This window comes from Xenorhabdus sp. IM139775 (assembly GCF_028598745.1).
Lineage (GTDB): Bacteria > Pseudomonadota > Gammaproteobacteria > Enterobacterales > Enterobacteriaceae > Xenorhabdus.
In genome coordinates this window covers 38,157-54,551 of the sequence record NZ_JAQRFK010000010.1, presented here as the reverse complement: position 1 = coordinate 54,551, position 16,395 = coordinate 38,157, and the positions used below count along the sequence as shown (strand labels likewise).

Genomic DNA, 16,395 nt, shown 5'->3' with positions numbered 1-16,395 from the left:
GCTTTCGGGCCTTATCAAACACAGGGCGACACGTGGAGTGAGGCACCGCCTACATGCTGAATGGTATGCAGGGTCCTCACTGGCGGGATAGTAAAAAAATGACTATCCCGCCGTCATTATTACAGGTTACTCCTGTCCATCGTGTTTATGTACGCACCCGCATCGCTTTCACTTACCCATTGCTCTCCATGATCCTCTGCCTTGTGGCGAGTAGCATCAATGTCATTACGGGTTATAAGATGATTTCTTTGAAAAAATGGCGTTTATTCCCGCGCTCATTGCGCCAGTTAGTGGTCATGGCTTTCTGGTTAGTGTTATTGCCATTGTTAGTGTTGGCTTATCAGGCTTATCAAAGCCTTGATCAGCTCAGTACCCAAGCTGCTGAAATTAATCGTTCAACGCTGGCGGATGCCCGCCGTAGCGAAGCGATGATTGGTGTCGCCCTTGAGATGGAACGGAGTTACCGTCAATACTGTGTCTTAGGGGATGCCCGGCTAGAAAAACTGTATCAACGTCAATATCGGCAATACCTGAATATGCTCGGTAATCAGATGGCGATGTTGGCTAATGCGGAATATACCAAGAAATTTAACGAATTATTGTCAGGTCTGGCCAACATTTCTTGTAGTAATGGCATACCCGAACCCGCCTCATCTAAATTACTTGAAGAATTCTCCAGAGCGAATAATCTTTTGGTACAGGAAACCCGTAATATTATTTTCAGTCGTGGTGAGCAACTGCAAAAGGATATCGCGGATAAAGGACAATTTTTCGGTTGGCAAAGCCTTATTTTATTCTTGTTAAGTGCCTTTTTGATAGCGTTGTTTACACGTATGATCATTGGGCCGGTAAAAGGCATTGAGCGGATGATCAATCGGCTCGGGGAAGGGCAATCATTGGAAAATCAGATTGACACCTTTAAGGGGCCGCGGGAATTGCGATCACTGGCCCAACGCATTATCTGGCTGAGTGAGCGTTTATCCTGGCTTGAGTCTCAGCGTCATGAGTTTTTACGCCATATCTCCCATGAACTGAAAACCCCTTTGGCCAGTATGCGTGAAGGGACGGAGTTGTTAGCTGACGAAGTGGCGGGGCCTTTGACGGCCGATCAAAAAGAAGTTGTCAGTATTTTGGACAGTAGTAGTAAGCATTTACAGCAACTTATTGAACAATTGCTTGAATATAACCGCAAATTAGCGGATGGCCCTGCCGAACATCAGATTGTCTCTTTGAAAGAGGTGGTGGATGGTGTCGTATTATCACATCAATTGCCGGCGCGGATAAAAAATATTTATACAAAAATTCAACTGGATATGGATTATTGTTGGGCGGAACCGGGCTTATTGACGCGGGTGATTGATAATCTCTACTCCAATGCAGTGCACTATGGCGCTGAATCCGGTAACATTTGGATTTCTAGTCGGCAAGTGGGGAAAAATCTCCAGATTGACATTGCCAATACAGGCACACCTATCCCTGAGTTAGAAAAGAGCATGATTTTCGAGCCATTTTACCAAGGAAAACTTCAACGAAAAGGCGCCGTTAAAGGAAGTGGCCTTGGCTTGAGCATTGCGCAAGACTGCATTAAACAGATGCAGGGAGAGCTTTGCCTGATAGAATCCGAATTTGCTGACGTATGTTTTCGAATTGAACTGCCATTAACCGCAGAGAATGACTAAATAACATGTATATCAGGTTTACTTACCGCTTTATGACGGGGACGGAACAGCAAAATATTGTGACTAAGCCAACGAGAAAAACGGCTGTTATGCAGTCTATCCGGGCTAGTGCCCCGGCGCTGTGTTTCCGTGCCATGTTGCTACTGTTTGTTCCCTATTTGCTGGCAGGGTGCGCTAAAACTGGCGGATCAGAGAACTTGACAACCCTTGCGCAGTCTATTCTGCCAGAACAGAGTGTCACGGATTATCGTGTCAGGGATTGTGATTTAATCTGGGACATCGCGAAACCCGCGGCGATGGAAAACGGGCTATATTGGTTGAGGTTCATCGATTGCACGGATCGATTGACGTCGGCAAAAGCGCGTGAAATGGCAAAACGGTTTATCCCAGAGGCACCGACTGACTGGCATCAAGTGCTTAAACAGAGCATTTTGCTTGGCAGGGCAACGTCTGTACTGGTTGAACGCATCAATATTGTGGAAAACTTTAATCGCCATAGTGCACAGTTTCCGGTCACTTTGCGGCCATTACTCCAGCTGTGGCGAGAACAGCAATATCTGAAAATTAATCTCGTCGAAGAAAGCGTTAAATTCCAGCGTCTTCAGTCTGATAGTGATAACAAAATTGATAGCTTGAAAGAGATACGGGCACGTCTGGAATATGAACTTCGCTCAATGTCCCGCAAACTCGAAAACCTGACCGATATTGAACGCCAACTTTCCTCCCGTAAACAAGAGCAAAGTAGTGCTGTGACGCCATCCAATACCGACACTTCATCAGATAATGCGTTATCGAATAATACGTTATCGAATAATACAGCAGAGTCGAAAAACACCCCCGCAGCCAATGCGGATACTCAAACAGAAGCCCATGCCTCAGAAGAAAAAGGAGCCGAATAATAATGACAGCGCGTAATTCTGCCCATCTCCTTTTAGTTGATGATGATCCCGGCTTGCTGAAACTATTGGGAATGCGGTTGACCAGTGAAGGGTTTCGCGTGACGACCGCAGGGAGTGGTCATGAAGCATTACGTCTACTGGCAAGAGAGAAAGTCGATTTGGTGATCAGTGACTTACGCATGGATGAAATGGATGGTATGGCACTGTTTGCGGAGATTCAGAAACAGTATCCCGGCATGCCTGTCATCATTCTGACCGCGCATGGATCGATTCCTGATGCGGTGGCAGCCACACAGCAAGGTGTGTTTAGCTTCCTGACCAAACCCGTTGATCGTGACGCACTGTATAAAGCCATTGATGATGCGTTGGAACTGTCAACGCCGGCCATGGATGGGCAATGGAGCGAGAAGATCGTCACTCGAAGTCCCCTGATGTTGCGTCTGTTGGAACAGGCAAAGATGATGGCGCAATCCGATGTGAGTGTCCTGATTAATGGGCAAAGTGGCACCGGTAAAGAGGTGCTGGCTCAGGCTATCCATCGGGCAAGCCCCCGGGCGAAAAAGTCTTTTATTGCCATTAACTGTGGCGCCTTACCGGAACAATTGCTTGAATCTGAATTATTTGGTCATGCCAAAGGCGCATTTACGGGTGCCGTCAGCAGCCGGGAAGGGCTATTTTTAGCCGCGCAGGGAGGAACCCTGTTCCTTGATGAGATCGGTGATATGCCGATGGCGTTGCAGGTTAAGCTATTGAGAGTGTTGCAGGAACGCAAGATCCGCCCGTTGGGGAGTAACCGGGATATCGATATTGATGTCAGGATCATTTCTGCCACTCACCGCGACCTACCCAAGGCCATGCAGCGTAATGAGTTTCGGGAAGATCTCTACTATCGGCTGAACGTTGTTAACCTGAAAATTCCTGCCTTGAACGAACGCGCCGAAGATATTCCCCTGTTGGCTAATCACCTGTTACGTGAATCGGCCAAGCGTCATAAACCTTTTGTGCGCAGTTTTTCTACCACAGCCATGAAATGCCTGATGGCAGCAAGTTGGCCGGGCAATGTGCGTCAGTTGGTCAATGTGATCGAACAGTGTGTGGCTCTGACAATGGCACCGGTCATTAGTGATGCGTTGGTGACTCAGGCACTGGAAGGCGAAAATACGGCTTTGCCGACATTTGTGGAAGCCCGTGGGCAGTTTGAGCTGAATTACCTGCGTAAATTGTTGCAAATCACCAAAGGGAATGTGACCCATGCTGCCCGCATGGCAGGGCGTAACCGGACAGAATTTTATAAGTTGTTGGCACGCCACGAATTGGATGCCAATGATTTCAAGGAATAACTTTTCTGCTACTCCAGATATTCTTACACTGAATACTGACATTAACATACTGACATCAAATAGAAATGATATACCCGTCGTATTCAAGATGAAAAATACAGGGTATAGCGATGAATCGCTTTACTGCCAAACGTCAGTAAGGCAGGTCGATGATTTATGGCCTAGGAGAGCCGCATTTTATGAGCCGTACTCTTAATATCGCTCTTGCCCAGTTAAATTGGCTGGTGGGAGACATTGAAGGCAACAGCGAACGCATGTTGCAGACAGTCAAGGAACAGCAAGCAAAAGGTGCTGATCTGGTTATGTTTTCTGAGCTGGCGCTGTCTGGCTATTTTCCTGAAGATTTGTTGTTCCGTCCTGATTTGCATCAGCGTTGTCGTGAACAATTGATTCGTTTGCAAGCAGCAAGTTCTCAGGTGGGTATTTTAGTCGGGCATCCGTGGCAACAGGATGGCAAACTCTACAACGCGCTTTCCCTGTTTTGGCAAGGGGAAATAGTGGCACGTTATTTCAAGCAGCTACTGCCAAATTATGGTGTCTTTGATGAAGAGCGTTATTTTAAAGCAGGTGATCAACGCTGTGTGATACCTTTCAAAGGCTATCAACTGGGGTTATTGATTTGTGAAGACTTGTGGTTTGACGCCCCGGTTGACGCCCTGAAACAGGCCGGAGCAGAAATCATCTTGTCGATTAACGCTTCTCCGTATAACCGTGAAAAACCCAATATTCGCAGCACATTAATTAAGTCTCATTGTCAGCGTACCCACCTGCCAATTATCTATCTTAATCAGGTCGGCGGGCAGGATCAGCTCATCTTTGATGGTTGTTCTAAGGTCTTTGATGCCAATGGTGACATTACGCATCGCATGGCAGCGTTTGATGAGCAGGTTGAGCAGTGCCGTTTCAATGAGATGAATATTGAGTTAATGGCTGATCCGATCCCTCAATTGCCACCGCTGGCGCAAATCTACAAAGCCTTGGTGCTTTCTGTACGTGATTATGTGCAGAAAAATGGCTTTAACGGTGCCTTGCTAGGGTTATCTGGCGGTATTGACTCAGGGTTAACCTTGGCGATAGCCGTGGATGCGTTGGGGAAAGATCATGTGCAGGCGGTCATGATGCCATTCCGTTATACCTCAGAAATGAGTATCCATGATGCCCGGGAACAAGCCGAATTGCTGGGGGTTGAATTTGATGTCGTTTCCATTGAGCCGATGTTTGATGCGTTTATGGCCCAGCTTGAGCCGATGTTCGCGGGAACCGAAAAAGACACAACGGAAGAGAACTTACAGGCACGTTGCCGCGCGGTTATTCTGATGGCCATGTCTAACAAGCGTCGTCGCTTGGTATTGACGACCAGCAACAAAAGTGAATCCGCCGTCGGCTATTCAACCCTGTATGGTGATATGGCGGGGGGCTTTAATGCGTTGAAAGATGTCCCTAAAACGATGGTATTTGCCTTAGCTAACTATCGTAATACCCTCTCGCCGGCGATCCCCCAGCGTGTGATTGATCGCCCACCCTCAGCGGAGTTAGCACCTGATCAACTGGATCAGGACAGCCTGCCTCCGTATGACATGCTGGATGCTATTCTCGAAGGATATGTTGAAAAAGATAAATCCGTGGCTGATCTGGTTGCGGAAGGTTTTGATGAAGCCACTGTGCGCAAGGTGATCCGGCTGGTTGATATCAATGAATATAAACGTCGTCAGGCACCGATTGGTCCCCGCATTACGCAGCGTGATTTTGGCAAAGACAGACGCTACCCGATTACGTCTGGTTTCGGGCGTAAAAACTGGTAATAACAGGAAAACTTCATGAAAAAGATTGATGCAATTATCAAACCTTTCAAGCTGGATGATGTGCGTGAAGCGCTGGCTGAAGTGGGTATCACCGGTATGACCGTGACAGAAGTAAAAGGGTTTGGTCGTCAAAAAGGGCATACCGAGCTGTATCGTGGTGCAGAATATATGGTGGATTTTCTGCCCAAGGTCAAAATAGAAATTGTCGTACCGGATGATATTGTTGATACCTGCGTCGAAACCATCATGCAGGTTGCCCAAACCGGCAAGATTGGCGATGGCAAAATTTTTGTTTTCGATGTTGCCCGTGTTGTGCGTATCCGCACGGGTGAACAGGATGAAGAAGCGATTTAATCAAGCCACTGCAACCGCCTGAAAAAAAGTGATAACGGCAACTCGTCAGTCAGCCCACACCCGAATGGGAGATGAGTATGGGGATGGCTGATTTTTAGCCGTTATCACTTATATTCTTTGCGTGTAATAAGCTAACATTTTGTAAATAACAATTTTGTTGCGTATTACCATCCAAGTAGATCACCCAATAACATCCACCAGAAATTACTTCAATCCTTTGGTACAGTAATTGATGTCAACCTACTTAAGTTGGACTGAATGCGCTATAAGTTAAAGCATGGTATGTCTAGTGAGGTATAATCAAGTTACTTTTTTATGTCATTTTCTGGGTATCAATCATGTCTGACACTAACTTTTCTCAAACGGCGGCTTTTATCTGGTCGGTTGCTGACTTGCTTCGCGGTGATTTTAAACAATCTCAGTACGGGCGTGTGATCCTGCCTTTTACACTGCTGCGTCGTCTTGAGTGCGTGTTAGCCGCCACTAAAGCTGCCGTGGTAGCCGAGGCTGAAAAACTGAAAACCAGTTCGCTGCCAAAAGAAGCAAAAGAGAAATTTCTGCTCCGTGCCAGTGGCCTGACATTCTTCAACTCCTCTCCGATGGATCTCGGAAAGATGGGGCAAAATGATATCGCGGTCAACCTGGAGAATTACATCCAATCTTTCTCAAAAGATGCGCGTGAAATCTTCGAACACTTTAATTTCAGTGACTTTGTCAGCCTCTTGCAGGATGCCAATCTGTTGTTCAAAGTGGTGAAAAAATTCGCTACCACCGATCTCAGCCCGCAAAAAATATCTAACCATGATATGGGGTTAGTGTTTGAAGAATTAATCCGCCGCTTTGCGGAAAGCTCAAACGAGACGGCGGGGGAGCACTTTACCCCGCGCGATATCGTACGTTTAACTACCTCGCTGGTATTTATGGAGGATGATGAAGCGTTATCGAAAGACGGCATTATCCGTACCATTTACGACCCAACAGCCGGGACCGGCGGATTCCTTTCTTCCGGCATGGAATACGTCCATGAACTGAACCCTAACGCGGTGATGCGTGCATTTGGTCAGGAGCTGAACCCGGAATCTTACGCTATCTGTAAAGCCGACATGCTGATCAAAGGTCAGGACGTCAGCCGCATCAAACTGGGCAATACCCTTTCTAACGACCAGCTACCGCAGGACCAGTTTGACTACATGCTGTCTAACCCACCGTTTGGCGTGGACTGGAAAAAGATTGAAGGTGAGATCAACGACGAGCACCAGATGAAAGGCTTTAACGGACGTTTTGGCCCTGGTTTGCCGCGTGTGTCTGATGGTTCGCTGCTGTTCCTGCTGCACCTTATCAGCAAAATGCGCGACAGCCACAATGTCGATGGCACCGTGACTCATGGTGGGCGTATCGGAATTATCCTCAACGGTTCGCCGCTGTTTACCGGCGGGGCAGGCAGCGGTGAGAGTGAAATCCGTCGCTATATTCTGGAAGCCGACTTACTGGAAGGCATTGTCGCGCTGCCGACCGATATGTTCTACAACACGGGTATTGCGACCTACGTCTGGATCCTGTCGAATAAGAAAGCGTCAGAGCGCAAAGGCAAAGTACAGTTGATTGATGGTACTCACCTATGCGGCAAAATGCGTAAGTCGCTGGGTTCTAAACGTAATTTGATGGGTGAAGATGATATTAAACTCATCACCCGTACCTTTGGTGATTTTGAGGTAGTGGATACCACGCCGTTGGGTGATTTGGGGCTGGAAAAAACCGCAGGGCAAAAATCCAACCGTGGTCGTCAGTCTGCCACTGTTAAAACCGAAGCGCCGAAAACCTTCGCCAGCAAAATCTTTAACAGCACTGACTTTGGCTATCGCCGCCTGACGATTGAACGCCCGCTGCGTTTGTCTGCCCAAGTGACCGATGAGGTCATCGCCTCTCTGCGCTTTGCACCGAAGCCGTTTCACGCGCCAATGGAACGTCTGCATGACGAGTTCGCTGCAAAGTGGCAGGATGATAACTATGGTGATTTCTCAGAGATTGAAGCGGAAGCCCGTGGCATCATCAAAAAGGAATTTGCTGAGCTGAAAGAGAAGCAAATTAAAGACCTGCTGGACAGTAAACTTTGGCTGGCGCAGCGCACATTAATGGATAAAGCGCAGCAGATTCAGACGGCATTGGGTGCACAGGCAGGTAGTAAAACGTTAGTCAGCAATGACTTCAACCAGTTCCAGCTCACTTTGAAAGGCGCACTGAAAACCGCAGGTGTTAAGCTGGATACCAAAGAGAACAAACAGTTTATCGGTGCTATCACCACCAAAAATCCTGACGCCGAGCCGGTTGTGAAAAAGGTGCTGAAAGAAGCTGCCCAGCCACTGTACGGTGCGTTTGAGTACAAAGGCAAAGTGGTGGAGTTTGAGCAGGACGGTGACCTGCGTGATAACGAAAACGTTCCGCTGAATCCGGCTGTATCTACCAGCGCCCTGATTGAGAATTACTTCAAAGCGGAAGTGCTGCCGCATGTGGCCGATGCCTGGATTAATGCCGATAAGCGCGATGCCAAAGACGGGGAAGTGGGTGTTGTCGGTTATGAAATTCCGTTTAACCGCCATTTCTACGTTTATCAGCCGCCGCGTCCGCTGGAAGAGATTGATACCGATCTGGATGCGGTAAGCGCTGAGATTATGAAGCTGCTGCAAGAGGTGCACTCCTGATGGCGAAATATAAGGCGTATCCGGAATATAAGGATTCTGGGGTTGAGTCTGTTGGCGTTATTCCTCAACAGTGGTCTGTGCTCAAACTTAAATACATCTTTGAGATCAAGAAAAGAATTGCAGGTAAAATTGGTTATGATGTTTTATCTGTAACCCAAAAAGGGATCAAGATAAAAGATATAGATAGCGGTGAAGGTCAGCTATCAATGGATTATTCAAAATATCAAAGAGTATATACAGGTGAGTTTGCAATGAATCATATGGATTTATTAACAGGGTATGTTGATATTTCTGCGTATAATGGTGTAACCAGCCCAGACTATCGAGTGTTTTCTGTACGAGATAAACATAGTTTTTATAGTCGTTATTATCTTTACTTATTGCAAGATGGCTACAAACAACGTCGTTTTTTCCATCTTGGACAAGGAAGTGCTCATTTGGGAAGGTGGCGTTTACCTACTGAAGCTTTCAATGAAATTCAATACCCTTGCCCTTCATTTGAGGAACAAACTCAAATAGCAGCATTTCTCGATCACGAAACCGCAAAAATTGATAACTTAATTGACAAGCAAAAGCAACTTATTGAACTGCTGAAAGAAAAACGTCAGGCAGTGATTAGCCATGCCGTAACCAAAGGGCTAAATCCTGATGTGCCGATGAAAGATTCTGGTGTTGAGTGGTTGGGCGAAGTGCCGGAACATTGGGTTGTCAGTGCAATAAAATATATATTAAGGAATCAGGATTCGAGAAGAATTCCATTAAGTAGTGAGGAAAGAGGTAAGCGTGGTGGTGATTATCGTTACTATGGTGCCTCCGGCGTAATCGATTATGTAGATGATTATATTTTTGATGAACCTACCATTTTAGTGGGCGAGGATGGTGCTAATTTAGTTACAAGAAATACGCCATTGGCATTCTCCGCTAAAGGAAAGTATTGGGTGAATAACCACGCCCATATATTAAAGTCAGAAGATGAGTTAGTTGACTTCTGGTCTGAAGCAATTGAACACATTGATATCAGTCCTATAGTAAGTGGTTCTGCGCAGCCGAAACTTACAGCAGAAGCATTGAATAATTTAAAAATTGCGTACTCTTACCAAATCAATGAACGTAGTGATATTGAAGAATATATTATTACTCAAAGAAAAAAATACGATCATCTGATTTGTGCAGCTAATGAACAAGTTATTCTACTCCAAGAACGCCGCACCGCCCTAATCTCCGCTGCCGTCACCGGAAAAATCGACGTTCGCAACTGGGTTGCACTGAACACGCAGGATGTTGAGGAGTCACAGGAGGCCGCCGCATGAGTATGGACACCACCAAGGAACTGATTTTTCAGGATGACATGATCGCGCAGATGGTCGAAAAAGGTTGGATTCGTGGTAAATCTAATGGCTATGATCGCGAACGTGCTTTGTATTCGCAGGATGCGCTGACCTTCGTGCAGACCACGCAGCCGCAGGAGTGGGATAAGTTTTCAAAGATTTATCCCACCGATACCGAGCGCCATTTCCTCGATGCGCTGGTGGCTCAGTTGAAAAAAGCGGATATCAATGCCACCGATATGCTCTCACGCACTTACGGCACGCTCGGCGTATTGCGTCACGGAATAAAAAGCCATAGCGCACGCTTTTCCCTGTGTCAGTTTAAGCCGGAACATAACCTCAACCCGGAAACGCTGGCGCGCTATAAGCAAAATATCTGCCGCATTGTACCGGAGCTGGTTTATAGCCCTCATGCCTCAAAAGCGGCATTTGAAGAATCTGGCGTAAAAGCGAAAAAGTGGCGCATTGATCTGGTGCTGTTTGTGAATGGCTTGCCAATTGCCACGCTGGAGCTTAAGTCAGAGTTTAAGCAAGCAGTGCAAAACGCCATCAATCAGTATAAGAAAACGCGTCTGCCCAAAGACCCTGGCACCAATAAACCGGAACCGCTGCTCACCTTCAAACGTGGCGCTTTGGTGCACTTTGCCGTCAGTCAGTATGAAGTGTTTATGGCAACCAAACTCGACGGCGATAAAACTTTCTTCCTGCCCTTCAACAAAGGCACAAAAGAGGGCGGTGCGGGGAATGATATCCCGGAAGATGCAAACCAATATGCCACCAGCTACCTGTGGAATGAGGTATTGCTGCCGGACAATCTGCTGAAAATTCTCGCCAGCTTTGTGCATCTGCAAATCGAAGAAAAAGAAGAGTGGAACGGCCTGAAAGGCAAGAAAGAAAGCCTGATTTTCCCGCGCTATCACCAGTGGGACGTGGTGAACAAGCTGATTACTGCTGCTACGATGGAAGGCACCGGTAATAAGTATCTGATTCAGCACAGCGCGGGTTCCGGTAAATCCAACTCGATTGCCTGGACCGCCCATCAGCTTTCCCGCCTGTACGATGAGAAAGGCGAGAAGCAGTTCCATTCGGTGATTGTGGTAACCGATCGTACCGTGCTGGACGATCAGCTTCAGGACACCATTTACCAGTTTGAGCATCAGGATGGTGTGGTCGGACGCATCAACAATAAAGAAGGCGATGGTTCGAAGTCTGAAAAGCTCGCCAGCGCGCTGGAAAACTCGCAGCCGATTATTATCGTCACTATTCAGACCTTCCCGTTTGTGCTGAAGGCAATTGAAAACAGCATCAGCCTTAAACAGCGTAAATATGCGGTGATTGCCGACGAAGCCCACTCTTCACAAAGCGGCTCAACGGCACGCAAGCTGAAAGAAGTGCTGATGACCGAGGAGGCGGATGACGATGTAGTGCTGTTTTCGGAAGATATTCTGGATGCCACCGTTGCCGCACGTAAAGGTAGTCATAATCTTAACTACTATGCGTTTACCGCGACGCCGAAGGCCAAAACGCTGGAATTGTTTGGCCGTCTCCCCAATCCGCTTGAACCTGCGTCAAAAACCAATAAGCCCGAAGCGTTCCATGTCTATTCCATGCGTCAGGCTATTGAAGAAGGCTTTATCCTTGATGTCCTGAAGAACTACACTAACTACAAGGTGGCCTATAAGCTCTTGCAGAAGCTGGACGATCCAGACCGGGAAGTCGACAGCAAAAAAGCGAAGGTCAAACTGAATCAGTGGGTAGCGTTGCACGAATATAACGTTTCGCAGAAAGTAAAAGTCATTGTTGAGCACTATCGTAAGCATGTGATGCATTTGCTGGGTGGGCAGGCTAAAGCGATGGTTGTTACCAGCTCACGTAAAGCAGCCGTACGTTATAAACTGGCGTTTGATAAATACATTGCTGAGAACAGTTACCAGAAGATCAATGCGATGGTGGCGTTTTCAGGCGAAGTCGAATTCGTTGAAAGCGACCACAATAGCCTCGCACTGCTGAACCAGAAGTTTACTGAAATTAGTATGAACCTTGGGCTGAAAGGCCGGGATATGCGTAAAGCTTTTGATAGTGATGACTATCAGGTGATGCTGGTAGCGAATAAATTCCAGACCGGTTTTGACCAACCTAAGCTGTGCGCCATGTATGTCGACAAAGCTTTGGGCGGGGTGGAGTGTGTGCAGACACTTTCACGGCTAAATCGTACCTATCCGGGTAAAGCAGAATCGGGAACATTTGTGCTCGATTTCTTTAATGAACCGGACGACATTCTGGGCGCTTTCCAGCCTTACTATCAAACAGCGGAGCTAACCGACGTCAGCGATCCACAGTTAGTGTTCGAGTTGTTCGAGAAACTTCGCACCAGCGGCATTTTCCTGTGGAGAGAAGTTGAGCAATTCTGTGAGGCGTTCTTCACCAAAAACAAATCTAACGCAGCGATTAGCAATATTTGTAAGCCTGCTGTTGAGCGCTGGAAACAACGCTATATCTCCGCGATTGATGCCTATGTGCTGGCAAAGGAGATGTTTGAACGTACTAAGAAGACCGGTGATGTGGTGCTAATCACTAACGCGGAAAACAACTTTAAAGCGAGCAAACAGGAAAAAGACAAACTGGATATCTTCAAAAAAGATCTCGGCAGCTTTGTCCGTTTCTACGAATTTATATCGCAGATCGTTGACTACGATGACAAGGATTTAGAGAGGCTGAGCCTGTTTGCTCGTCACCTTCGCCCGTTGCTCCATGAGCAGCGTATTGAAGAAGATGAGATTGATTTAAGTAATGTGGAGATGAGCCATTACCGTTTGTCAAAACTCCACGAACAACATCTCAAACTTCAGGAAGATGCTGAAGAATACAAGATCAAATCAGGCAATGATATTGGTACAGCGAAGCCAAAGGATAAGAAAGAAGAGTTTCTGTCGAATATTCTGGCACGTTTAAACGACCTGTTTATTACTGACAATCTCACTGACAAAGACATGATCAATTATGCTTTTACCGTGCGTGATAAGCTGTCGGAAAACCAAGCGGTGATGACGCAGATTGCTAATAACACACGTGAGCAAGCCATGTTAGGTGATTTTCCTAAAGCCATTGATGATGCGGTTATGGACAGCAACGACGCTCAGCAAGATATGATGATGCAGTACCTGTCTAACCCTGAGCTGGCAAAAGGGTTTGCGCGAGTGGTGTTTGATATGTTGAAAGGAGCTTGAGTTTTTAGTTGAGCAGGAGTGGTTAAACCATGCTGAATTCATTAAAAATTTATCATGCGCTGAATAAGTGAGGAATAATGCTGGAAGCTGGGAAATATCATCCCAGCTATGTTTCTGAACATGCTTTAGAGAATGGAGCATACTGAATTGGTTAACAAAAGTGGGTCTACACCATAGGCAGTATCGTCACTTTTTGGGGGGCGTTAGAACCCGCACTCAGCCGTATTACATGACCTTATGCGGGCCAAAACACTCATAATGGATATGCTGTTCATCAATGCCCATTGCCAGCAACTGTCTGGCGATATGCTGCATAAAAGCCACAGGTCCGCAGAAATAGAATTGCATCCCTTCTGCGGTTATGGCGTCTTTCACGAAAGAGAGATCCATCAGTCCGGTGTGTTGGTAGTGGATGCCTTTCTGATCGCTATCTCTGGGTTCGCGATACCAAACTTGTGAATGCAGATTAGGCATGGATTGGGACATTTCATTCACTTGATTGGCGAAAGCATGATAACCCCCATGTTCTGCGGCGTGGAACCAGTTTACCGCTCCGGCATGATGTTGGTTATGCAGGTATTGCAACATACTCATCATGGGCGTCAGGCCCACGCCCGCCGAAATCAGCGTCACCGGCGTACCAGATTGCACATCAAGGAAAAAATCACCGCGTGGCGCGGCCAGCATCACAGTATCCCCTGCTTGTACCTTGTCGTGCATGTGATTTGACACCTTGCCCTGCGGTTCACGTTTAATGGCAATTTGATAACTGGTGCCATTGGGTGCGGCAGTCAGCGAATATTGGCGAATTTCACGGTTTTCAAAGCTGGGATCTTCAATATAGATCGCCAAATATTGCCCCGGTTTGTAATCCATGACCTTATCACCATCAACCGGTACAAACTCAAAGCTGGTAATGACATCACTTTGTGGCTGTTTCCGGCTGACACGGAACGGCCGCAGATCACGCCAACCGCCCTCGAGGGACTCACCGTTTTGATAAATTTCCTCTTCCCGATGGATAAAGACATTCGCCAACAGGTTATAGGCTTCTCCCCAAGCACTGAGCACTTCGTCACCGGGATGAAACAGTTCATCAAGGGTTGCCAGCAGGTGCTTACCGACAATCTGATAATGTTCAGGTTGAATGTTGAGGCTGGCATGTTTATGGGCAATTTTTTCTACGGCAGGCAATAGCGCTGACAGGTTATCGATATTGGCGGCATAAGCGCAAAGGGCATTGAAAAGCGCTTCACGCTGATCACCATTGATTTGGTGACTCATATTAAAGATATCTTTTAATTCAGGATGATGCTTGAACATACGCTCGTAAAAATGCGCCGTTAGCTTGGGGCCGGTAGAAACAATGAGTGGAATGGTCGATTTGATGGTTGCGATAACCTGACTGTCTAGCATGGGGAGCTCCTGAATTTTTCTCATGTGATGCTGAAATCTATAAGTTGTATTTTATATGCAACTTATAGGGTTTGGGAATATGCTAATTTGAGAAAAGAGGATTATCTCGATTTAAATCAAAAATATAGAATTTAAAGCAGCGTAAACCTTGGGCAGGATCACAAATACCAGTAATAAAACGGTAATTATTGGCACAATAACAGATTATTGGGCTTCTGATGGCGGTTAACGCATAATGCAAACGTTTGCGTAATTTGTTTTGTCAAGACTATCTCATTTGATAAAAAGAGTTTACACTGTGTGGCATTCTGGCCCTCAGGGGTATTTTTTTCGAGATGTAGCTGAGTCAGGAGAACCAAATGTTAAAGCGTGAAATGAATATTGCGAATTACGATCCCGAACTGTGGCAAGCGATGGAACAGGAAGTTTGTCGTCAAGAAGAACACATTGAACTGATTGCTTCTGAAAACTACACCAGCCCAAGAGTGATGCAGGCTCAAGGCTCTCAGCTCACTAACAAGTACGCGGAAGGTTATCCGGGTAAACGTTACTACGGTGGCTGTGAGTATGTCGATATCGTTGAACAACTTGCGATTGACCGTGCAAAAGCCCTGTTTGGTGCCGACTATGCTAACGTCCAGCCACATTCTGGTTCTCAGGCAAATGCGGCGGTGTACATGACACTGCTGAAACCCGGCGATACGGTTTTAGGGATGAATCTGGCGCACGGCGGCCACCTGACTCACGGTTCTCCCGTTAACTTCTCCGGTAAACTTTATAACATCGTCCCTTATGGTATTGATGAGTCGGGTAAAATTGATTACGCCGATATTCGTGCCCAAGCGCAAAAACACCAGCCTAAAATGATCATCGGTGGTTTCTCTGCTTATTCCGGTATTGTTGATTGGGCGAAGATGCGTGAAATTGCTGATGAAATCGGCGCTTATCTGTTCGTTGACATGGCTCACGTCGCGGGTCTGATTGCCGCCGGTGTTTATCCAAACCCGGTTCCCCATGCACATGTGGTGACAACAACCACGCATAAAACACTGGCAGGTCCTCGTGGCGGCTTGATTCTGGCGAAAGGTGGCGATGAGGAATTTTATAAGAAACTGAACTCCTCTGTTTTCCCCGGTTCCCAGGGCGGCCCATTGATGCACGTTATTGCCGGTAAGGCCGTTGCATTGAAAGAAGCGATGGAGCCTGAGTTCAAAGCCTACCAACATCAGGTTGCCAAGAACGCGAAAGAGATGGTCGACGTCTTCCTGCAACGGGGTTACAAAGTCGTCTCCGGCGAAACTGAAAACCATTTATTCTTGCTGGATCTGGTGGATAAAAACATCACCGGTAAAGAGGCTGATGCGGCATTGGGGCGTGCCAATATCACGGTTAACAAAAACAGCGTACCGAACGATCCGCGCAGCCCATTCGTCACGTCGGGTATCCGTATCGGAACGCCTGCCATTACCCGTCGCGGCTTCAAGGAAGCAGAAACCCGTGAACTGGCTGGCTGGATGTGTGACGTGCTGGATAACATCAATGATGAAGCGACCATTGAAAGTGTTAAGCAAAAAGTATTGAATATCTGCGCAAAATATCCGGTTTACGCGTAATTTAAAATCAATAATGTAGTTTAGTCATAAGCCCGACT

Annotated in this window: 10 protein-coding genes; 9 read left to right on the top strand and 1 reads right to left on the bottom strand. The window is 46.8% G+C overall.

The genetic code is table 11. From position 1 onward, the window contains the following. Positions 1-239 precede the first annotated feature (239 nt). The 8 genes from PSI17_RS03815 (at position 240) to PSI17_RS03780 (ending at position 13,328) form a co-directional block, all read left to right on the top strand. Positions 240-1,679 carry a sensor histidine kinase gene (locus PSI17_RS03815; RefSeq protein WP_273550718.1) on the top strand — a complete coding sequence of 480 codons (1,440 nt, stop codon included), beginning with the start codon at positions 240-242 and terminating at the stop codon, positions 1,677-1,679. A gap of 5 nt (positions 1,680-1,684) precedes the next feature. After that, on the top strand, positions 1,685-2,578 hold the full coding sequence (gene qseG / locus PSI17_RS03810; protein ID WP_273550693.1) for a two-component system QseEF-associated lipoprotein QseG: 894 nt from the start codon (positions 1,685-1,687) through the stop codon (positions 2,576-2,578). A 2-nt stretch (positions 2,579-2,580) separates the two neighbouring features. Next, a complete protein-coding gene (gene glrR, locus PSI17_RS03805) occupies positions 2,581-3,918 on the top strand; it encodes a two-component system response regulator GlrR (RefSeq protein ID WP_273550692.1) in 1,338 nt (445 codons plus the stop codon). 179 nt (positions 3,919-4,097) lie between these two features. Then, complete coding sequence (locus PSI17_RS03800; RefSeq protein ID WP_273550691.1) at positions 4,098-5,720, top strand: NAD+ synthase; 1,623 nt, start codon at positions 4,098-4,100, stop codon at positions 5,718-5,720. Positions 5,721-5,735: 15 nt separating this feature from the next. After that, positions 5,736-6,074, top strand: coding sequence for a nitrogen regulatory protein P-II (gene glnB, locus PSI17_RS03795; RefSeq protein WP_045971762.1), 339 nt, complete (start codon positions 5,736-5,738; stop codon positions 6,072-6,074). A 338-nt stretch (positions 6,075-6,412) separates the two neighbouring features. Then, on the top strand, positions 6,413-8,773 hold the full coding sequence (locus PSI17_RS03790; RefSeq protein WP_273550690.1) for a type I restriction-modification system subunit M: 2,361 nt from the start codon (positions 6,413-6,415) through the stop codon (positions 8,771-8,773). Continuing rightward, positions 8,773-10,083, top strand: a complete 1,311-nt coding sequence (locus PSI17_RS03785; RefSeq protein ID WP_273550689.1) for a restriction endonuclease subunit S — start codon at positions 8,773-8,775, stop codon at positions 10,081-10,083. Before PSI17_RS03790 ends, PSI17_RS03785 begins: the two co-directional genes overlap by 1 nt. Further along, complete coding sequence (locus PSI17_RS03780; RefSeq protein WP_273550688.1) at positions 10,080-13,328, top strand: type I restriction endonuclease subunit R; 3,249 nt, start codon at positions 10,080-10,082, stop codon at positions 13,326-13,328. Before PSI17_RS03785 ends, PSI17_RS03780 begins: the two co-directional genes overlap by 4 nt. 225 nt (positions 13,329-13,553) lie before the next feature. Here PSI17_RS03780 and hmpA read toward each other — a convergent pair whose 3' ends face one another. Next, the gene (hmpA, locus tag PSI17_RS03775) at positions 13,554-14,768 is read right to left on the bottom strand and encodes an NO-inducible flavohemoprotein (protein ID WP_273550687.1); all 1,215 of its coding nucleotides are present in this window, start codon (positions 14,766-14,768) and stop codon (positions 13,554-13,556) included. A gap of 335 nt (positions 14,769-15,103) precedes the next feature. On the opposite strand from hmpA, the gene glyA reads away from it, so the two are divergent. Continuing rightward, positions 15,104-16,357: a serine hydroxymethyltransferase gene (gene glyA / locus PSI17_RS03770; RefSeq protein WP_273550686.1), complete on the top strand. Its 1,254-nt coding sequence runs from the start codon at positions 15,104-15,106 to the stop codon at positions 16,355-16,357. The last annotated feature ends 38 nt before the right edge of the window (positions 16,358-16,395 follow it).